The 15,239-nt window shown below is 57.1% G+C and carries 16 protein-coding genes and 2 tRNA genes; 10 read left to right on the top strand and 8 right to left on the bottom strand.

Annotated features, from left to right (window positions below; genetic code table 11):
• The first annotated feature begins 10 nt into the window (after positions 1 to 10).
• The 10 genes from Q1B13_RS05420 to Q1B13_RS05375 all read left to right on the top strand — a co-directional run bounded on the left by Q1B13_RS05420 (position 11) and on the right by Q1B13_RS05375 (position 8,037).
• Positions 11 to 85 (top strand) — tRNA-Glu (locus Q1B13_RS05420).
• Positions 86 to 155: 70 nt separating this feature from the next.
• Positions 156 to 230, top strand: a tRNA-Glu gene (locus Q1B13_RS05415).
• A 236-nt stretch (positions 231 to 466) separates the two neighbouring features.
• Entirely contained in the window at positions 467 to 2,206 is a 1,740-nt protein-coding gene (locus Q1B13_RS05410) for an ABC transporter substrate-binding protein (RefSeq protein WP_298932728.1), read from the top strand.
• An 85-nt stretch (positions 2,207 to 2,291) separates the two neighbouring features.
• Positions 2,292 to 3,341, top strand: a complete 1,050-nt coding sequence (locus Q1B13_RS05405) for an ABC transporter ATP-binding protein (protein ID WP_299078130.1) — start codon at positions 2,292 to 2,294, stop codon at positions 3,339 to 3,341.
• 1 nt (position 3,342) lies between these two features.
• Complete coding sequence (locus Q1B13_RS05400; RefSeq protein ID WP_299078127.1) at positions 3,343 to 4,419, top strand: ABC transporter ATP-binding protein; 1,077 nt, start codon at positions 3,343 to 3,345, stop codon at positions 4,417 to 4,419.
• Entirely contained in the window at positions 4,416 to 5,279 is an 864-nt protein-coding gene (locus Q1B13_RS05395) for a carbohydrate ABC transporter permease (RefSeq protein ID WP_085821869.1), read from the top strand. Before Q1B13_RS05400 ends, Q1B13_RS05395 begins: the two co-directional genes overlap by 4 nt.
• Complete coding sequence (locus Q1B13_RS05390) at positions 5,276 to 6,073, top strand: carbohydrate ABC transporter permease (protein WP_170346512.1); 798 nt, start codon at positions 5,276 to 5,278, stop codon at positions 6,071 to 6,073. Before Q1B13_RS05395 ends, Q1B13_RS05390 begins: the two co-directional genes overlap by 4 nt.
• A gap of 8 nt (positions 6,074 to 6,081) precedes the next feature.
• A complete protein-coding gene (locus tag Q1B13_RS05385) occupies positions 6,082 to 6,489 on the top strand; it encodes a DUF2160 domain-containing protein (protein WP_298932741.1) in 408 nt (135 codons plus the stop codon).
• Between the two features lie 68 nt (positions 6,490 to 6,557).
• Positions 6,558 to 6,953 (top strand): BlaI/MecI/CopY family transcriptional regulator, encoded by a 396-nt coding sequence (locus Q1B13_RS05380; protein ID WP_299078124.1) that lies wholly within the window; start codon positions 6,558 to 6,560, stop codon positions 6,951 to 6,953.
• A complete protein-coding gene (locus Q1B13_RS05375; RefSeq protein ID WP_299078121.1) occupies positions 6,940 to 8,037 on the top strand; it encodes a M56 family metallopeptidase in 1,098 nt (365 codons plus the stop codon). The genes Q1B13_RS05380 and Q1B13_RS05375 overlap by 14 nt, the downstream gene beginning before the upstream one ends.
• A 7-nt stretch (positions 8,038 to 8,044) precedes the next feature.
• Here the strand turns inward: Q1B13_RS05375 and Q1B13_RS05370 are convergent, their stop codons facing one another.
• The 8 genes from Q1B13_RS05370 to hisD form a co-directional block, all read right to left on the bottom strand.
• Positions 8,045 to 9,448, bottom strand: a complete 1,404-nt coding sequence (locus Q1B13_RS05370; protein WP_298932748.1) for an MATE family efflux transporter — start codon at positions 9,446 to 9,448, stop codon at positions 8,045 to 8,047.
• Between the two features lie 114 nt (positions 9,449 to 9,562).
• Positions 9,563 to 10,657: an alpha-hydroxy acid oxidase gene (locus tag Q1B13_RS05365; protein ID WP_299078118.1), complete on the bottom strand. Its 1,095-nt coding sequence runs from the start codon at positions 10,655 to 10,657 to the stop codon at positions 9,563 to 9,565.
• Positions 10,657 to 11,211, bottom strand: a complete 555-nt coding sequence (gene comE, locus Q1B13_RS05360; RefSeq protein ID WP_299078114.1) for a sulfopyruvate decarboxylase subunit beta — start codon at positions 11,209 to 11,211, stop codon at positions 10,657 to 10,659. The genes Q1B13_RS05365 and comE overlap by 1 nt, the downstream gene beginning before the upstream one ends.
• Positions 11,208 to 11,714 (bottom strand): sulfopyruvate decarboxylase subunit alpha, encoded by a 507-nt coding sequence (comD, locus tag Q1B13_RS05355; protein WP_298932754.1) that lies wholly within the window; start codon positions 11,712 to 11,714, stop codon positions 11,208 to 11,210. Before comD ends, comE begins: the two co-directional genes overlap by 4 nt.
• A gap of 48 nt (positions 11,715 to 11,762) precedes the next feature.
• Positions 11,763 to 12,173, bottom strand: a complete 411-nt coding sequence (locus tag Q1B13_RS05350) for a universal stress protein (protein ID WP_298932756.1) — start codon at positions 12,171 to 12,173, stop codon at positions 11,763 to 11,765.
• A gap of 23 nt (positions 12,174 to 12,196) precedes the next feature.
• Positions 12,197 to 13,177: an alcohol dehydrogenase catalytic domain-containing protein gene (locus Q1B13_RS05345; protein ID WP_299078111.1), complete on the bottom strand. Its 981-nt coding sequence runs from the start codon at positions 13,175 to 13,177 to the stop codon at positions 12,197 to 12,199.
• Entirely contained in the window at positions 13,174 to 13,935 is a 762-nt protein-coding gene (locus Q1B13_RS05340; RefSeq protein ID WP_299078108.1) for an SDR family oxidoreductase, read from the bottom strand. Before Q1B13_RS05340 ends, Q1B13_RS05345 begins: the two co-directional genes overlap by 4 nt.
• A complete protein-coding gene (gene hisD, locus Q1B13_RS05335; RefSeq protein ID WP_298932761.1) occupies positions 13,928 to 15,235 on the bottom strand; it encodes a histidinol dehydrogenase in 1,308 nt (435 codons plus the stop codon). Before hisD ends, Q1B13_RS05340 begins: the two co-directional genes overlap by 8 nt.
• Positions 15,236 to 15,239 lie beyond the last annotated feature (4 nt).

The raw sequence follows: 15,239 nt of genomic DNA, 5'->3' as shown, positions 1-15,239 counted from the left end.
AAGCCAGCGTGGCCCGTTCGTCTATCGGTTAGGACGCCAGGTTTTCAACCTGGAAAGAGGGGTTCGATTCCCCTACGGGCTACCAGCTTGTATTTTTATATATTTTCCAGCGTCCTATTGATGGTTGATCAACCGTCTTGCTGGTTTGCCAATGTGGCCCGTTCGTCTATCGGTTAGGACGCCAGGTTTTCAACCTGGAAAGAGGGGTTCGATTCCCCTACGGGCTACCATTCCACCCCAAATCCGAAGAACTCTTTAAATCAAACCGCTTACCAAACGTGTAACGCGCCTTGTTCAGGGATGCCCAGACACTCAAACCTGATGGGAAATGATGTTGAATTTGGCCAGCGAAAACCAGTGCGATTTCATTTACTAAATTTTTAGTTTGACACGCAGGCAGAAAATCGCTGATGTTGTTCGTCATCCGGTCTGCGCCGGGTAACCATAATTTTTTGGGAGGAAACAGATGCGGAGACATCTACTTTCCGCAGTGGCGGCGGCTGCCGTCATTGCGGGGCATGGTCCTGTTTGGGCCGACGAAGCCGCAGCACAGCGCTGGATCGACGACGAATTCCAGCCATCGACACTGTCGAAAGACGAACAGATGGCGGAAATGCAATGGTTCATCGAAGCTGCTCAGCCTTACAATGGCATGGAAATCAACGTTCTGTCCGAAGGCATTCCAACCCATTCCTACGAATCCGAGGTTCTGACCAAAGCGTTCGAGGAAATCACGGGTATCAAGGTCAATCACCAGATCCTCGGTGAGGGCGAAGTGGTTCAGGCTGTTCAGACTCAGCTTCAGACAGGTCGGAACCTGTATGATGGCTATGTCAATGACAGCGACCTGATCGGCACGCACTCGCGTCTACAACTGGCCTATCCGCTGACCGACATGATGGGCGGTGATTGGGCGGCGTCGACTTCGCCGACGCTGGATCTGGATGACTTCATGGGCATTCAGTTCACAACTGGTCCGGACGGCAAGCTGTATCAGCTGCCCGACCAGCAGTTCGCCAACCTCTACTGGTTCCGCAAGGACTGGTTCGATGATGAGGCCAACAAAGCCGCCTTCAAGGAAAAGTACGGCTATGATCTGGGTGTTCCAGTCAACTGGTCTGCTTACGAAGACATCGCCGATTTCTTCACCAACGACGTGAAAGAAGTCGACGGCACCACGATCTATGGCCACATGGATTACGGCAAGCGCGCGCCTGACCTGGGCTGGCGTATGACCGACGCCTGGCTGTCGATGGCTGGTGCTGGCGATGTGGGCGAACCCAACGGTATCCCGGTCGACGAATGGGGCATCCGTATGGAAGCTGGCACCTGTAACCCGGTCGGTGCTTCGGTATCGCGCGGCGGTGCCGCTAACGGCCCGGCTGCGGTCTATGCGATCCGTAAGTGGGACGAATGGCTGCGGAACTACGCTCCTCCGGGTGCGGCGTCTTATGACTTTTACCAGTCTCTGCCTGCGCTGAGCCAGGGCAACGTAGCCCAGCAGATCTTCTGGTACACCGCCTTTACCGCCGACATGGTGAAGCCGAAGTCCGAAGGCAACAACACCGTGGATGACGAAGGCACGCCGCTGTGGCGAATGGCGCCCAGCCCGCACGGCCCTTATTGGGAAGAAGGCCAAAAGGTTGGGTATCAGGACGTGGGTTCCTGGACCTTCCTGAAATCGACCCCTGCGGATCGTGCGCAGGCGGCTTGGCTCTACGCTCAGTTCGTGACGTCCAAAACTGTCGATGTGAAGAAGTCCCATGTGGGTCTGACCTTCATCCGCGACAGCTCGGTCAACCACGAGTCGTTCACCGAGCGCGCACCCAAACTGGGTGGTCTGGTCGAGTTCTACCGCTCGCCTGATCGTGTGGCATGGTCGCCGACCGGCATCAACGTGCCGGACTATCCGAAGCTGGCCCAGATCTGGTGGCAGCAGATCGGTGACGTGAACTCGGGCGCGTTCACCCCGCAAGAGGCGATGGACCGTCTGGCTGAAGAGATGGACATCACCATGGCCCGTATGCAAGCCGCGGATGAAAGTGCCGGTGTCTACGGTGGCTGCGGCCCCCGCCTGAACGAGCCGCAGGATGCGTCCTTCTGGCTGGAAAAAGCAGGCTCGCCCAAGGCCAAGCTGGAGAACGAAAAGCCGCAAGGCCAGACCGTCAACTATGACGAACTGGTGCAGCGCTGGCAGTCCCAGTAAGCCGCAAAAACAGGGGATGCCGTCTCAGGCATCCCCATCCAAGACTAAAACAGCGCTTGGCGCTGCGGGATCGGAACCCACAGACATGATCGAATTACAAGACGCGACCAAACGGGTCGGCAACGTCATCCATATCAAACCCACGTCCCTGACTTTGCACACCGGTCACTTCAACGTGCTGCTGGGGGCCACCGGCTCAGGCAAGACCTCTTTGATCAAAATGATGGCCGGGCTTGACCCGATCGCCTCGGGTAAGGTCCTGATGGATGGACAGGACGTAACGAGGCTGAACACACAGAAACGCAAAATCAGCCTCGTGCACCAGTTCTTTGTGAATTACCCGCATATGAGTGTTTTCGACAACATCGCCTCGCCGCTTCGCGTGGCAGGCATGGCGCAAAGCGAAGTTGAAGGTCGAGTCGAAGAGGCCGCCGACCTGCTGCAACTGCGCCCGATGTTGCTCCGCCGCCCGCATGAACTGTCGGGTGGCCAACAACAACGCACCGCGCTGGCGCGTGCGATTGCCAAGGAAAGCCGCGCAGTGTTCCTGGACGAACCGCTCGCGAACCTGGACTACAAACTGCGCGAGGAACTGCGTGAGCAATTGCCGGATCTGTTTGCCGGGCGCGGCGCTGTGGTAGTCTACGCTACCTCAGAACCCGAGGAGGCGCTGCTGTTGGGAGGCCATACCGCCCTGATGGAGGACGGCAACGTAACCCAGTTTGGCCCGACGGCTGATATCTACCGCAACCCAGAAAACATCGCTGCTGCACGGGTGTTCTCGGACCCGCCAATCAACGTGGCGCAGATCACTGTCTCTGGTGAACAGGCGCAACTGGCCGGCGGCGGCGGTTGGTCTGTCAGCGATATCGCCGACGGCGATTACATGGTCGCTGTCCGCCCGCATCGGGTGACACCGTTCCGCACCTCGGATGCAGATGTGGAACTGACAGGCCGCGTAATCGTGACCGAGCTGTCGGGCTCGGATTCCAGCGCGCATTTCCAGCATGGCAATGACGCATGGGTTTCTTTGGCCGCTGGTGTGCACCCTTATGAGGTGGGCGAAGATCACAGTTTCTACATGAACCCGGCACATTGCCGGTATTTCGGCCAAGACGGCCAAAGGGTGGCCTGACATGGCTCAGATCAAGCTTTCAAACCTTCGCCACAGCTATATGCCTTCACCGAAAGGTCGCGAGGATTATGCGCTAAAGGAAATCGACGTGACTTGGCGTGATGGCGGTGCGTATGCGTTGCTGGGCCCCTCGGGCTGTGGAAAATCCACGCTGCTCAACATCATCTCGGGTCTGCTAACGCCGTCCGAGGGGCAGATTCTGTTCGATGATCGCGATGTGACCACCCTGCCCCCCGATCAGCGCAACATCGCGCAGGTTTTTCAATTCCCTGTGATCTACGACACGATGACCGTGGGCGAAAACCTTGCATTTCCTCTAAAAAACAGGGGCGTGAATGCGAGCACGATCAAACGCCGTGTTGATGAGATCGCCGAGATGCTGGATGTGACGGATATGCTGGGCACTAAGGCCTCGGGTCTGAGCCCAGACAACAAACAGAAAATCTCGATGGGTCGCGGTCTGGTTCGAGATGACGTAAACGCAGTGATGTTCGACGAGCCTCTGACCGTGATCGACCCGCATCTGAAATGGAAACTGCGGTCCAAGCTGAAAGAGTTGCACCAGCGTGTCAAAGCCACGATGATCTACGTGACCCACGACCAGACCGAGGCGCTAACCTTCGCAGATGAAGTGGTCGTGATGCAGGACGGTGAAGTTGTGCAGATCGGCACGCCCGTCGAACTGTTCGAACGGCCGCAGCACACATTTGTCGGCCATTTCATCGGCTCTCCTGGTATGAACGTCCTACCCTGCGAAGCCATAGGTGATCGCGCGGTTTTCGAGGGGCATGAGGTAGCGCTAGAGGGACCCACTAAAGGCGATGGAGGTCGCACAGATCTGGGTATCCGCCCTGAATATGTGGGCTTTGGTGATACCGGCATTCCGGCGCACGTCACCAAGGTCTCTGATATTGGCCGCCACTATGTGGTCAGCGCCATGGTCGGCAATATTGCCCTGAAGGCGGTAACCGAACACAGCGTCCCCGAGCCTGGATCACAAGTGTTCCTGCAATTCAAACCCGAACAATCGCGCGTGTACCGCGACGGCTGGATCGCGACCGAGGAGCGAGCCCAATGAGAACGGAAAATCAACGAGCCTGGTTCTTTGTCCTGCCAGTTTTGGCGCTGGTCGCGTTCAACGCACTGGTGCCGATGATGACGGTGGTCAACTATTCGGTGCAGGAAACCTTTGGCAACAACCAGTTCTTCTGGGAAGGGCTTGGTTGGTTTGAACAAATCCTGCGCTCTGATCGCTTCCAAGCCGCTTTGGGACGGCAGTTCCTGTTTACCTTCATGATCCTGATCATCGAGGTCCCTTTGGGCATCATCGTCGCCCTTTCCATGCCGCGCAAAGGCTTTTGGGTGCCGGTCTGTCTGGTTCTGATGGCCCTGCCGATGCTGATCCCGTGGAACGTGGTGGGGTCGATGTGGAACATATTTACCCTGCCCAAGATCGGCCTGCTTGGATACTTCCTAAATGACGTTCTGGGCATCAATTATGACATGACCCAACAGCCTCTGTCGGCCTGGATCACCGTCATTGTGATGGATGTCTGGCACTGGACGTCGCTGGTGGTGCTGCTGTGCTATGCGGGCCTCGTGTCGATCCCGGACGCCTATTACCAGGCGGCCAAGATCGACGGTGCCAGCCCTTGGTCGGTGTTCCGCTATATCCAACTGCCCAAGATGAAGACAGTTCTGACCATCGCAATCCTTTTGCGGTTCATGGACAGCTTCAACATCTATACCGAGCCGTTTGTTCTGACCGGCGGTGGCCCTGGCAACTCGACCACCTTGTTGTCGATCGACCTGGTGAAGATCGCGTTGGGACAGTTCGACCTTGGCCCTGCGGCGGCGATGAGTCTGATCTATTTCGCCATCACATTACTTGTGTCGTGGCTCTTCTACACTCTGATGACAAAGGATGACGCAGAATGAAAAAGCGTTCCCTCATCCCGATCCTGTACATCGCGTTCCTGATGCTGCCGATCTATTGGCTGGTGGCGATGTCCTTCAAGACCACGAACGAGATTCTGTCGGGCTTTTCCCTGTTCCCTCAGACCTTTACGCTGGAGAATTACATCACGATCTTCACCGATCCGACTTGGTACTGGGGCTACATCAACTCAATCACCTATGTGACTCTGAACACGGTGCTTTCGGTCTGTGTTGCCCTGCCAGCGGCCTATGCCTTCTCGCGCTATCGGTTCCTGGGTGACAAGCAGCTATTCTTCTGGCTGCTGACCAACAGGATGGCCCCGGCGGCTGTATTTGCCCTGCCGTTCTTTCAGCTCTATTCCTCCATCGGTCTGTTCGACACCTATCTGGCAGTAGCACTGGCACACACATTGTTCAACGTGCCGCTGGCCGTTTGGATCTTGGAGGGCTTCATGCGCGGCATTCCAAAGGAACTGGATGAAACCGCCTATGTCGACGGCTACTCTTTCCCGCGGTTTTTCGTGACGATCTTTCTGCCCAACATCAAGGCCGGGGTCGGCGTGGCGGCCTTTTTCTGCTTCATGTTCTCATGGGTGGAAATGCTGCTGGCGAAAACCCTGACGGCGGTCGAGGCCAAACCCATTGCTGCTGTGATGACCCGCACCGCCTCCAGCGCTGGGTATGAGTTGGGCTTGCTGGCCGCCGCTGGCACGCTAACCATTATCCCCGGCGCCATCGTCATTTGGTTTGTCCGCAACTACATCGCGCGTGGTTTCGCGATGGGACGCGTGTGAGGTTCAATATGCGCAAACTTTTATTTACCCTCCCGCTACTCCTACCCTCCTCTGCTGTGGCGCAGGCCGCAGCCGGATGGGGCAGTGTTGGCCAGCAAGAAGAAAAGGGATTTTCTTGGACGGCCCCGCTGTGGCCTGATTTCTGGATGGCATGGACACCTGCGACATTGGCTGTGTTTGTTGGCATCTTCTCCGCCATCGCCGTGATTGGCATTCTGGAGGTCACCCGATTTCGGGATGGGATCGAACGCCGCGGAATCCTTGGCCTGACAACCACCTTGGGAGACAGGTTATTCATTACTCTGCTGGGCTCGGTCTACATCTTCCTGGCTTGGCTTGGGTTTGTGGGACAGCCGGTTTGGATACCGCTTTTCCTGTCAATCGGTTGGGGCGTTTTTGTTTTCCGGAAAGTTTAGGCTTTGCGTAACCGCGAAAGGATGCTTGTTTAGCGGGCATACTAAGTAAAATGGTGACACCGAAACCGATGCGTAAGAAAAAGACGACAAATCTGCTGACCGAGGTTGAACTTGAGTTCATGAACGAACTCTGGGCCCTCGGACAAGGCTCGGTTCGTGATGTCCTTGACCGCCTGCCGCCAGATCGCAATCTGGCCTATACGTCAGGTGCCACAATCCTGCGCATTCTCGACGAAAAGGGCTTTGTCGAAAGTCGTAAGGACGGCAAAACGCTGATCTACAGGCCCCTTCTGGAAAAAGACAGGTATCAGGCACGATCGCTTCAAAACCTGTCCCGTACACTGTTCGATGACACGCCCGCCACGCTCGTGGCGCGACTGGTGGATGACGCGGGGCTGAGTGAAGATGATCTTGAGGAAATTCGAGCACTGGTAGAGAGGAGACTGCAAAATGACAGCGGTTAAACCGGTTCTCGACGCGTATCTTGAATTGAACATCGTGCTGGGGCTTTCGGCCGTGATATGGCTGGCGGCGCGCGCCCTTCTGGCCCTCACATCCCTGCGATACGGATTTGTGGCGCAGCTGCGAACGCTCAAAGCCTTGTGTATCTGTGTGTTGATCAGCCCGCTATTGGCCCTTGCTGTTTCCGCGCTTGCCGCGTTTGCATGGCCCGGCCACGCAGTTGGTTTGGGCGATATCGCGGTGTCAGCATATTTGCGGGGCGAAATCGCAATGCCCGCAACTCAGTTCGAGGCACTGCTCAACACCCGCGAACGATGGGTCGATCTCATCCTGTCCGGACATAATACAGCTGTGACTGTCACGCTGGCACTTCTGGCCGCTGTCGCCAGCCTGTTTGCTGCCCGCGCGATCCGCGACGCGCTGGCGATCCGAAATGCCGTCGCCAACAGTTTTCTTTGGCGTCGGTCCGCCAAGGTGGACATTCGCCTGTCAGATCGCATCACCATTCCCTTTGCGGTGCGCGGATTGCGCCGTCGCCATGTGGTACTGCCCAGCCACCTTCTGGACACCCCGCGCGAGTTGCGGTTCGCCTTGGCGCATGAGTTTCAGCATATCCGCGCCGGTGACGTTGAGTGGGAGCTAGGTTTCGAAATCCTGCGCCCGCTGCTGTTCTGGAATCCGGCGTACATGATGCTCAAATATCAGTTCGGTCGGTTGCGCGAATTGGCCTGCGACCAGTCAGTGGTCGCCCGCAAACGCATTGACGCCCGCGAATATACGACCTGCCTGCTGGATTATTGTGCCCGCACTGTCACGATGGGTCGTCCGCGCGTTTTGAATGTGGCTTTGGTCACCGGGGGCAAAGCCAAGCGCGTCCTACAGCAGCGTGTTATTGCCTTGACGGACGCCCCACCTGTCTCGGCCCCTTTACCGGCCTTGTTCCTGGGGCTGACGTTGACGTTCGCCACGCTTCTTGCGCTGAGTGCCGCGTCGCTGCAACAGACAGAGGATTGGAGCCATGATCGCCTGATGTTGTCGACAGTTGTGAATCTTGAACGGTTGGAGGCCCGCAATCAGGGCAATTGACATGTGGTCACCAGCCACGACGACCAAACAGAGACAGAATTCGCTTTTGGTCGGCAAACGGATCGATTTCCGTAGGCCGCTCCAATCGTGACACGACACGCGCGACCAAAACCCAGCTTATGGCGGCGAATATGACGCCTCCGAAAGCCTGCCCAAGAAGGACACCGGACGCGCCTGCCAGGTAAGATCCGATGGTCGCGAACACCCACGTTCCAATCGTGTGACGCCCCCAATTTATCCACGTGGAATAAACTGGATACCCAAGATTGTTAAAGCTGGCATTCGTGACAAAAATGACGCCGTTGAAAAAGGCGGCAAGCGCCAAAGGGCCACAGAACAGATAGATCAGAATCCGGGTTTCACCCTGCGCTGCGAACAGATCCGCGATTGGGCCGCGCAACAGGAACAAGATCGCGGCCATCCCAAGCACATAGATGGCCGTAAACTTGATCCCAGCAAAGAAAGCCTCGCGGACCCGGTCGAATTTTTCGGCCCCGAAATTTTGCCCGATGATTGGCCCTATTGCGCCCGACAGGGCAAAAATGACGGAAAACGCCACGGGCAGCAGGCGTCCGATGACGGCCATTCCAGCCACCGCATCCGTGCCATAGTGAGCGATCTCGCGTACCACGATGGCGTTTCCGATGGGCGTGGCCACGTTGGTCAGGACGGCCGGTATCGCAATCGCCCGGACAGGTCGCAGGTCTGTTGCGACCTGCTTGAGGGACGGACGAGCGAACCCGCGGTGGACCCGCAATGCAGGCCATAACGCCGCCGCCAACATACAAATCCGCGCAAGAACCGACGCGATGGCGGCACCATCCAGGCCTAGTCCAACAGCAAAGATCAAAATAGGGTCCAGCACAGCGTTCACCACGCCACCGTAGATGGTCGCCATCATAGATCGGCGCGCGTCACCATGCGCCCGCAATACAGCCATGGACACCATCGCAAGCGACATCACCCACATGGTTGGCAAGATGATCGATACATACCGCGTGCCCAGTCTAAGCACCTCGCCTTCAGCGCCCAGAAGGGACAATAGGAAACTGATGTTCATCAAGACCAGAGCCGACGTGATCACCCCGACAATCAGCCCCAGAATAGCGACGCTCGAGGCATAGTGACCCGCCTGCCTTGACCTGCCAGCCCCAAGCTCGCGCGCGACAAGCGCCCCGGCGGAAATGGACAGGCCAATGTTGATGGCGTTGGTAAAGAACAACAGCGTTCCGGCGTAACCTACAGCCGCCGCCAGCGCGTCGTTCCCCAACATCGAGATAAAGACCATATCCACGAAGTCGACGGCGAAGATAGCCATCAGGCCAATACTGGTGGTCAGCGACATGCGCGTCACGTGGCGCATCAGGCTCCCACTTAGAAACACGGCCTCATGTTTTGACTCGTCTGCCATGGCCTGGGCCGCTCCTTCGCGCGCGCGCTGCATCTGTCACCGACAACCATCGCAGTATCCGAAGCACTCTGCGATTGGTTTTTTACTGGTTTTGAAGCGTTTGTTGCTGTTCGATCAAACAGCAGCAACGGATGTTACGCCGATCTGCGCCATTGCGATGCTGATCTCGTCGCTAAGAACGTCCCAAAGCTGCTGAAGCCCCGCTTCGCCTTCTGCCGCTATCGCGAATTGCATAATACGACCAAAGAACACAAAATCTGCGCCCTGGGCAATTGACTTCAGCACATCTTCACCAGATCGCAGACCGCTGTCGTAAAAAACTGGAAAGTCATCGCCCACGGATTTTCGGATATCAGACAGGGCCGAAAACGGTGCCGGTGCGCTATCCAGCTGTCGCGAGCCGTGGCTGGAGACCTGGATTGCATCCACGCCTGCGGTTTTCAGGGCAACCGCGTCTTCGGCATCAAGAACACCTTTCACTACAAGATTTCCCGACCACTTATCTCGCAGCCGCGCCAATGTTTCCCAATCGGCCTTAGCGCGACTTTCGGTTCGGTCGAACGCGTAGCCGTTCATCAGAAAATTGGCCATTTGCGGCTTACCATGAAGCAACGTGCTCAGAGACCAGCGGGGGTGCAACGCGAAATCCAGGAACTGCTTTGGGCCCAACCGGAAAGGCATTCGAAATCCGTGGCGTAGTTCGCGCGGGCGGCGTCCAACTTCGGGGACATCCACCGTGAGTACAAGCGTCTCATACCCGGCAGCCTTGGCACGATCTACAAGCTTGAATGTACCCGCGCCATCGCCGCTGAAATACAGCTGGAACCACGCATTGCCCTGCGCCGTTTCGATCATCTCTTCCATGGGGGTTGAGGCAACGGTCGACACGCCCAGCGGCACAGAATACCGCGCGGCAAGGCGCGCCAGCATCAGATCTGCCCCTGGTGCCGAGAGATTGCACATACCCATAGGAGCAATGCCAAAAGGAAGCTTGGTGGCTTTCCCAAATACTGTGCTGACCAGTGACCTTTTGCTGACATCCCGCAGGATGCGTGGGCGTAAAGTCATGGCGTCCAGCGCAGCGCGATTACGCGCCGCGCCCATTTCGGCCCCGGCTGAGCCATCGATATAATCGAACACCATCCACGGCAAACGCCGCCGCGCCAGGCGGCGAGCGTCTTCTGCGCAGTGGATAGCGCTTGATGCCATTACGCCTGAACGGCCTTCATGAACCGGTCACGGATGACTACCGGGTCCATAGTGATGACGGGCATCTTGGCATTACCGCTTTCGCATTTGCTGACGATGATGGTCATCTGCTTGGCGTCCAGCGCGTCTTGCAGCACGCGACCCGTATCTTCGGCGGCGCATTCGATTACACGCTCGCACCCGGCAGCCTCGGCCATTTTGGTCAGCGAGGTTTTCTGCCCGGCATAGGTCGGCTGGTCGCCAGTCGAACCGTAAGAGCCATTGTCGATGATCAACAGAATGTAGTTGTCAGCCACGTTGTTGGCGATGGTAGGCAGCGTGCCGAGGTTGGTCAGGATCGAGCCATCGCCGTCAATGACAATAACCGGTTTCGGTTGTGACAGGGCAAGACCCAGACCGATGCTCGACGCCAATCCCATGGTGCCCAACATGTAAAAGTTGGTGGGTTGATCGTCGATGGCGTGCAATTCCTGGCTGGGGATACCGATATTACAGACAACCAGTTGATCACGTAGGATCGGGGCTATTTTCTTCAGAATTTCAGAACGGATCATTGGTCGCCGTAGCCTCCCCAGAAATTGGCATCGGTCAGAATTGCGACCGGTTTGTTGCACATGAACGTATATTTCAGGATCGCGTCCAACTCCTCGACATCCGCCTTATGGTGGAAGTGGTAGGTCGGGATATTCATTTGCGCCAGCAGTGCCTTAGTGTGCACCGCCATCTCGACCTGACAGGCCACTGGTTCCCGCAGTTCACCGCGATATGAGATCAGCATGGGCAGCGGCATACGGTAGTACTGGATCAATGTTGCCAGCGTGTTGATGGTCACGCCGATGGCAGTGTTTTGCATGATGATGGCCGGGCGTTTACCGCCCATCCATGCACCGGCGCACAGGCCCATCCCCTCGTCTTCCTTGTTGGACGGGATGTGAAAAATATCATCATGCGCATCGATTTCTTCGATCACGCCAGCCAGCTGTTTGCACGGTACGGTGGTGACGAACGAGATATCATTCGCAACCAGATCGTCGGTGATCTTTTTGTCTATGTTCATTTCCGATCAGTCAGTCCTGTTTGGGGCGCCTGGGGCGCGATTGAGAGTTCAGATCCTGCGATGCACATGCACGGCGCAGGTTGCGTGGCGGACGACCCGCGACGCGGTCGAGCCCAGAAAATAGTCGCTGAGACCCGGCTTGTGCGAGCCGATGACAATGCAATCAACACCATTGGTATCTGCATAATCGATGATCGTACGTGCGGTGTGACCTTTCACAATTTCCGAATTCACACCTTCGAGACCCTCGACCTTAGCCAGCAGTTGCCGGCGTGCGCGTTCAAAACCTTCGGCGACGGCAGACTTATCAAGATAGGCGCTGACCGATCCCTGTGGCATCTCGTAAACATGCAAGGCCATTATCTGGGCCCCGTCTTCAGACAGGGCACGGGCAACTTCCAAGGTGTGCTGAGAAATACCATGGTCCAGCGCCATCGGAACAAGAACTTTTTTGTACATGACTGCCTCCAATTCTGCAGGGATTACTCCCAGGGGTTCAGGATTACTTTCGGTGCGGCAACAGCACCTAATCGCAGATCGCGAAAAGCTTGCGCACCTTCTGACAACCCACGCATTTCAGTCCAATTCAGCGCCCCAAGTCGACCGTCAAAGATGGCCTGTGAGGTGTCGCGGAAGTCTTGGGACGTATAGGTATAGGTACCAATAAACGTAATCTCTTGCAGGGTCATTCGCCTAACGTCCAACCCGCCGGTGTCTTCGCCCAGACCGACATGTGCCATGACGCCGCCGGGTTTGGTGTGGGCCGAAGCCACTGCGCGGGTCGCAGCATATCCCACCGCGTCAATCACCAGCGAAAACTCTCCGGTCGGGATTTCCACCACATTGAACGAACCCAGTGCGCGCAGATAGTCGCGGCGCAGCGCATTAGGCTCAGCAACGGTCACGTCGTCGACATCCATTGCCCCAAGGGCCAGTGCGGCGGCCAGCCCTATCGCGCCACCGCCGATCACCAGCGCGCGCCGATTGGTGGCAGGGTGCAGGGCTTCGATTGCCAACCGCACGGCATGCCAACTGACGGCCAATGGCTCGGCCAGTGCGGCTTTGGCCAGCGAAACATCTTCTGGTACCTCGATCAGATTGCTGTCCGGGATCGTAACGAACTGCGCAAAAGCGCCTTCTCTGGGTGGCATCGAGATAATCTGACGATTGGAACAGAGGTTTTCGCGTTTTGATAAGCATGCAGGGCATGTGCCACAGGTTACCAACGGATTGATCGTTACGCGCGTACCATCCCGAGGGCCACTGGAAACAATACCAGCTGCTTCGTGACCCAGGATCAGCGGCGCGGGTCGCCGTTCATCATGCCCAAGATAGGCGTGCATGTCCGATCCACAGATACCGGATGCCTCGACGCGTACCAGGCATTCTCCGATACCGGGGACAGCATCAGGGACATCCGCAAACGACAAATGTTCGACACCGTTGTAGACCAGCGCTTTCATTTCGCGGTGAACCCTCCGTCGACCATTAGAACCTGACCCGTCACATAATCCGAAGCTTTTGAACACAAAAACAAGATCGGGCCGTCGATATCTTTCATGCGCCCGTTTCGCTGGATGCACGTCTGTTTTGCGTTACGGGTGGCGCGTTCGGGGTCATCAAACACGGCCTGCGTCAACTCGGTTGGAAAGAACCCCGGCCCAATCGCGTTGGCGGTGATCCCATGCGGCGACCATGCTTCGGCCATTGCCCGGGTCAATTGCCCAATGCCAGCCTTTGTCGCGCCATAGGCTATTCCGTTGGGAAAGGCGCGCGTTGTCTGCAATGAAGCAAAGTTGACAATCCGCCCCCACCCTCGGGTTTTCATCGCGGGCACCATAGCCCGGCTTAGAAAGAACGGAGCGCTGAGGTTAAGCGCCATCGTGGCATCCCATCCCTCATCCGTTACATCGTCTGCCGCTTCTCGGGTATTCACCCCCGCAGCGTGGACGATAATGTCCGGTGGTCCGAATTTGGCTGAAACCTCAGCGACGAGTGCATCCGTATTTGACCGATCAGCAACATCTCCCGTGACGGAAGAAGCGTTACCGCCAATTTCGGCGCACAGCTGTTCAAGCGCATCAACCCGACGCGCCACACCAACAACTTGCGCCCCAGCCGCCGCCAAAACCTTCGCCACGCGCCGCCCTAAACCCGAGCTTGCACCAGTTACGCAAGCGACCCGGCCCGCTAGATCAAATAACGTACGTGGGTCATCCATCGGCTGTCAGGTCAAACTGTTCGTCCGGGAAGTACTTGGCAAGACGCACATCAGCTGCCCTAGCGTGACCCTCCATCCCTTCAAGGCGCGAGATGCGCGCCGTCGCCACAGCAATAGATTTCGATCCTTCGCGCGTTGCGCGCTGCCAGGTGACGATTTTCATGTATTTGTGAACGCTCAGTCCACCTGTGTAGCTGGCCGCACCTGATGTCGGCAGTACATGGTTGGTGCCTGTGGCCTTGTCGCCGTAAGAAACGGTGGTTTCCTCACCCAGAAACAGCGATCCATAGCAGGTAAGTCGCCCAAGCCACCAATCCAGATCCTCGGCCTGAACCGTCAGGTGTTCGGGCGCGTACTCATCCGAACACGCCGCCATTTCTTCGCGATCCGAACAGACAATGACCTCGGCATAGTCGCGCCACGCCGCAAAGGCGTTTTCGCGGTTCAGTTCGGGCAAATCGTCGATCAGGGTCGGAACCAAGGACATGACTTTTTCAGCCAATCCCCGATCATCCGTCACCAGCCAGACTGGCGAGTTGTATCCATGTTCGGCCTGACTAACCAGATCCGTGGCCACCACGTGCGCATCTGACGAGGAATCCGCGAGGATCAAACTGTCGGTCGGACCCGCAATCATGTCGATCCCGACCGTGCCATAGAGGATGCGCTTGGCCTCGGCCACGAATTGGTTGCCCGGTCCGACAAGGATATTTGCGCGCGGCAGACCAAAGAGACCATAGGTCATCGCGGCAACACCCTGTACGCCGCCCATAGCCAGAATGCTGTCAGCGCCGCAAATATGCGCGGCATAGACAATCGCAGGCGCGACGCCTTCACCGGGACGTGGCGGAGAACAAGCCGTGATGTGGCGACATCCGGCCACCTTGGCCGTTGTCACCGTCATGATCGCACTTGCGATGTGGCTATAGCGACCACCGGGAACATAGCACCCTGCAGCGTCGACCGGGATGGCTTTTTGGCCAGCCACAAAGCCCGGAACGATTTCCATTTCAACATCGGACACCGTGGCTTTCTGCGTCTCTGCAAACCGGCGCACATTGTCGTGGGCAAAGCGGATATCAGCTTTCAGCTTTTCCGGAACCAACGCGCAGGCGGCTTCGATTTCTTCGGCGGTCATCAGAACATTGCCGTCGAATTTGTCGAACTTCACCGCATATTCAAGGGCTTTGGCATCCCCCCCTGCTTCGATTTCAGCCAGGATGGTCTTGACCGTCTCATGCACCTCGGAAGCATGGGTTTGCGGGGTAAGAGTTGCCTTCTTAAGGTAGTCACGCGGCATATTC

It is taken from the genome of uncultured Ruegeria sp. (genome assembly GCF_947489545.1).
Lineage (GTDB): Bacteria > Pseudomonadota > Alphaproteobacteria > Rhodobacterales > Rhodobacteraceae > Ruegeria.
Note: the sequence above shows the minus strand (reverse complement) of the source record. Positions and strands in the feature narration are given on the sequence as shown.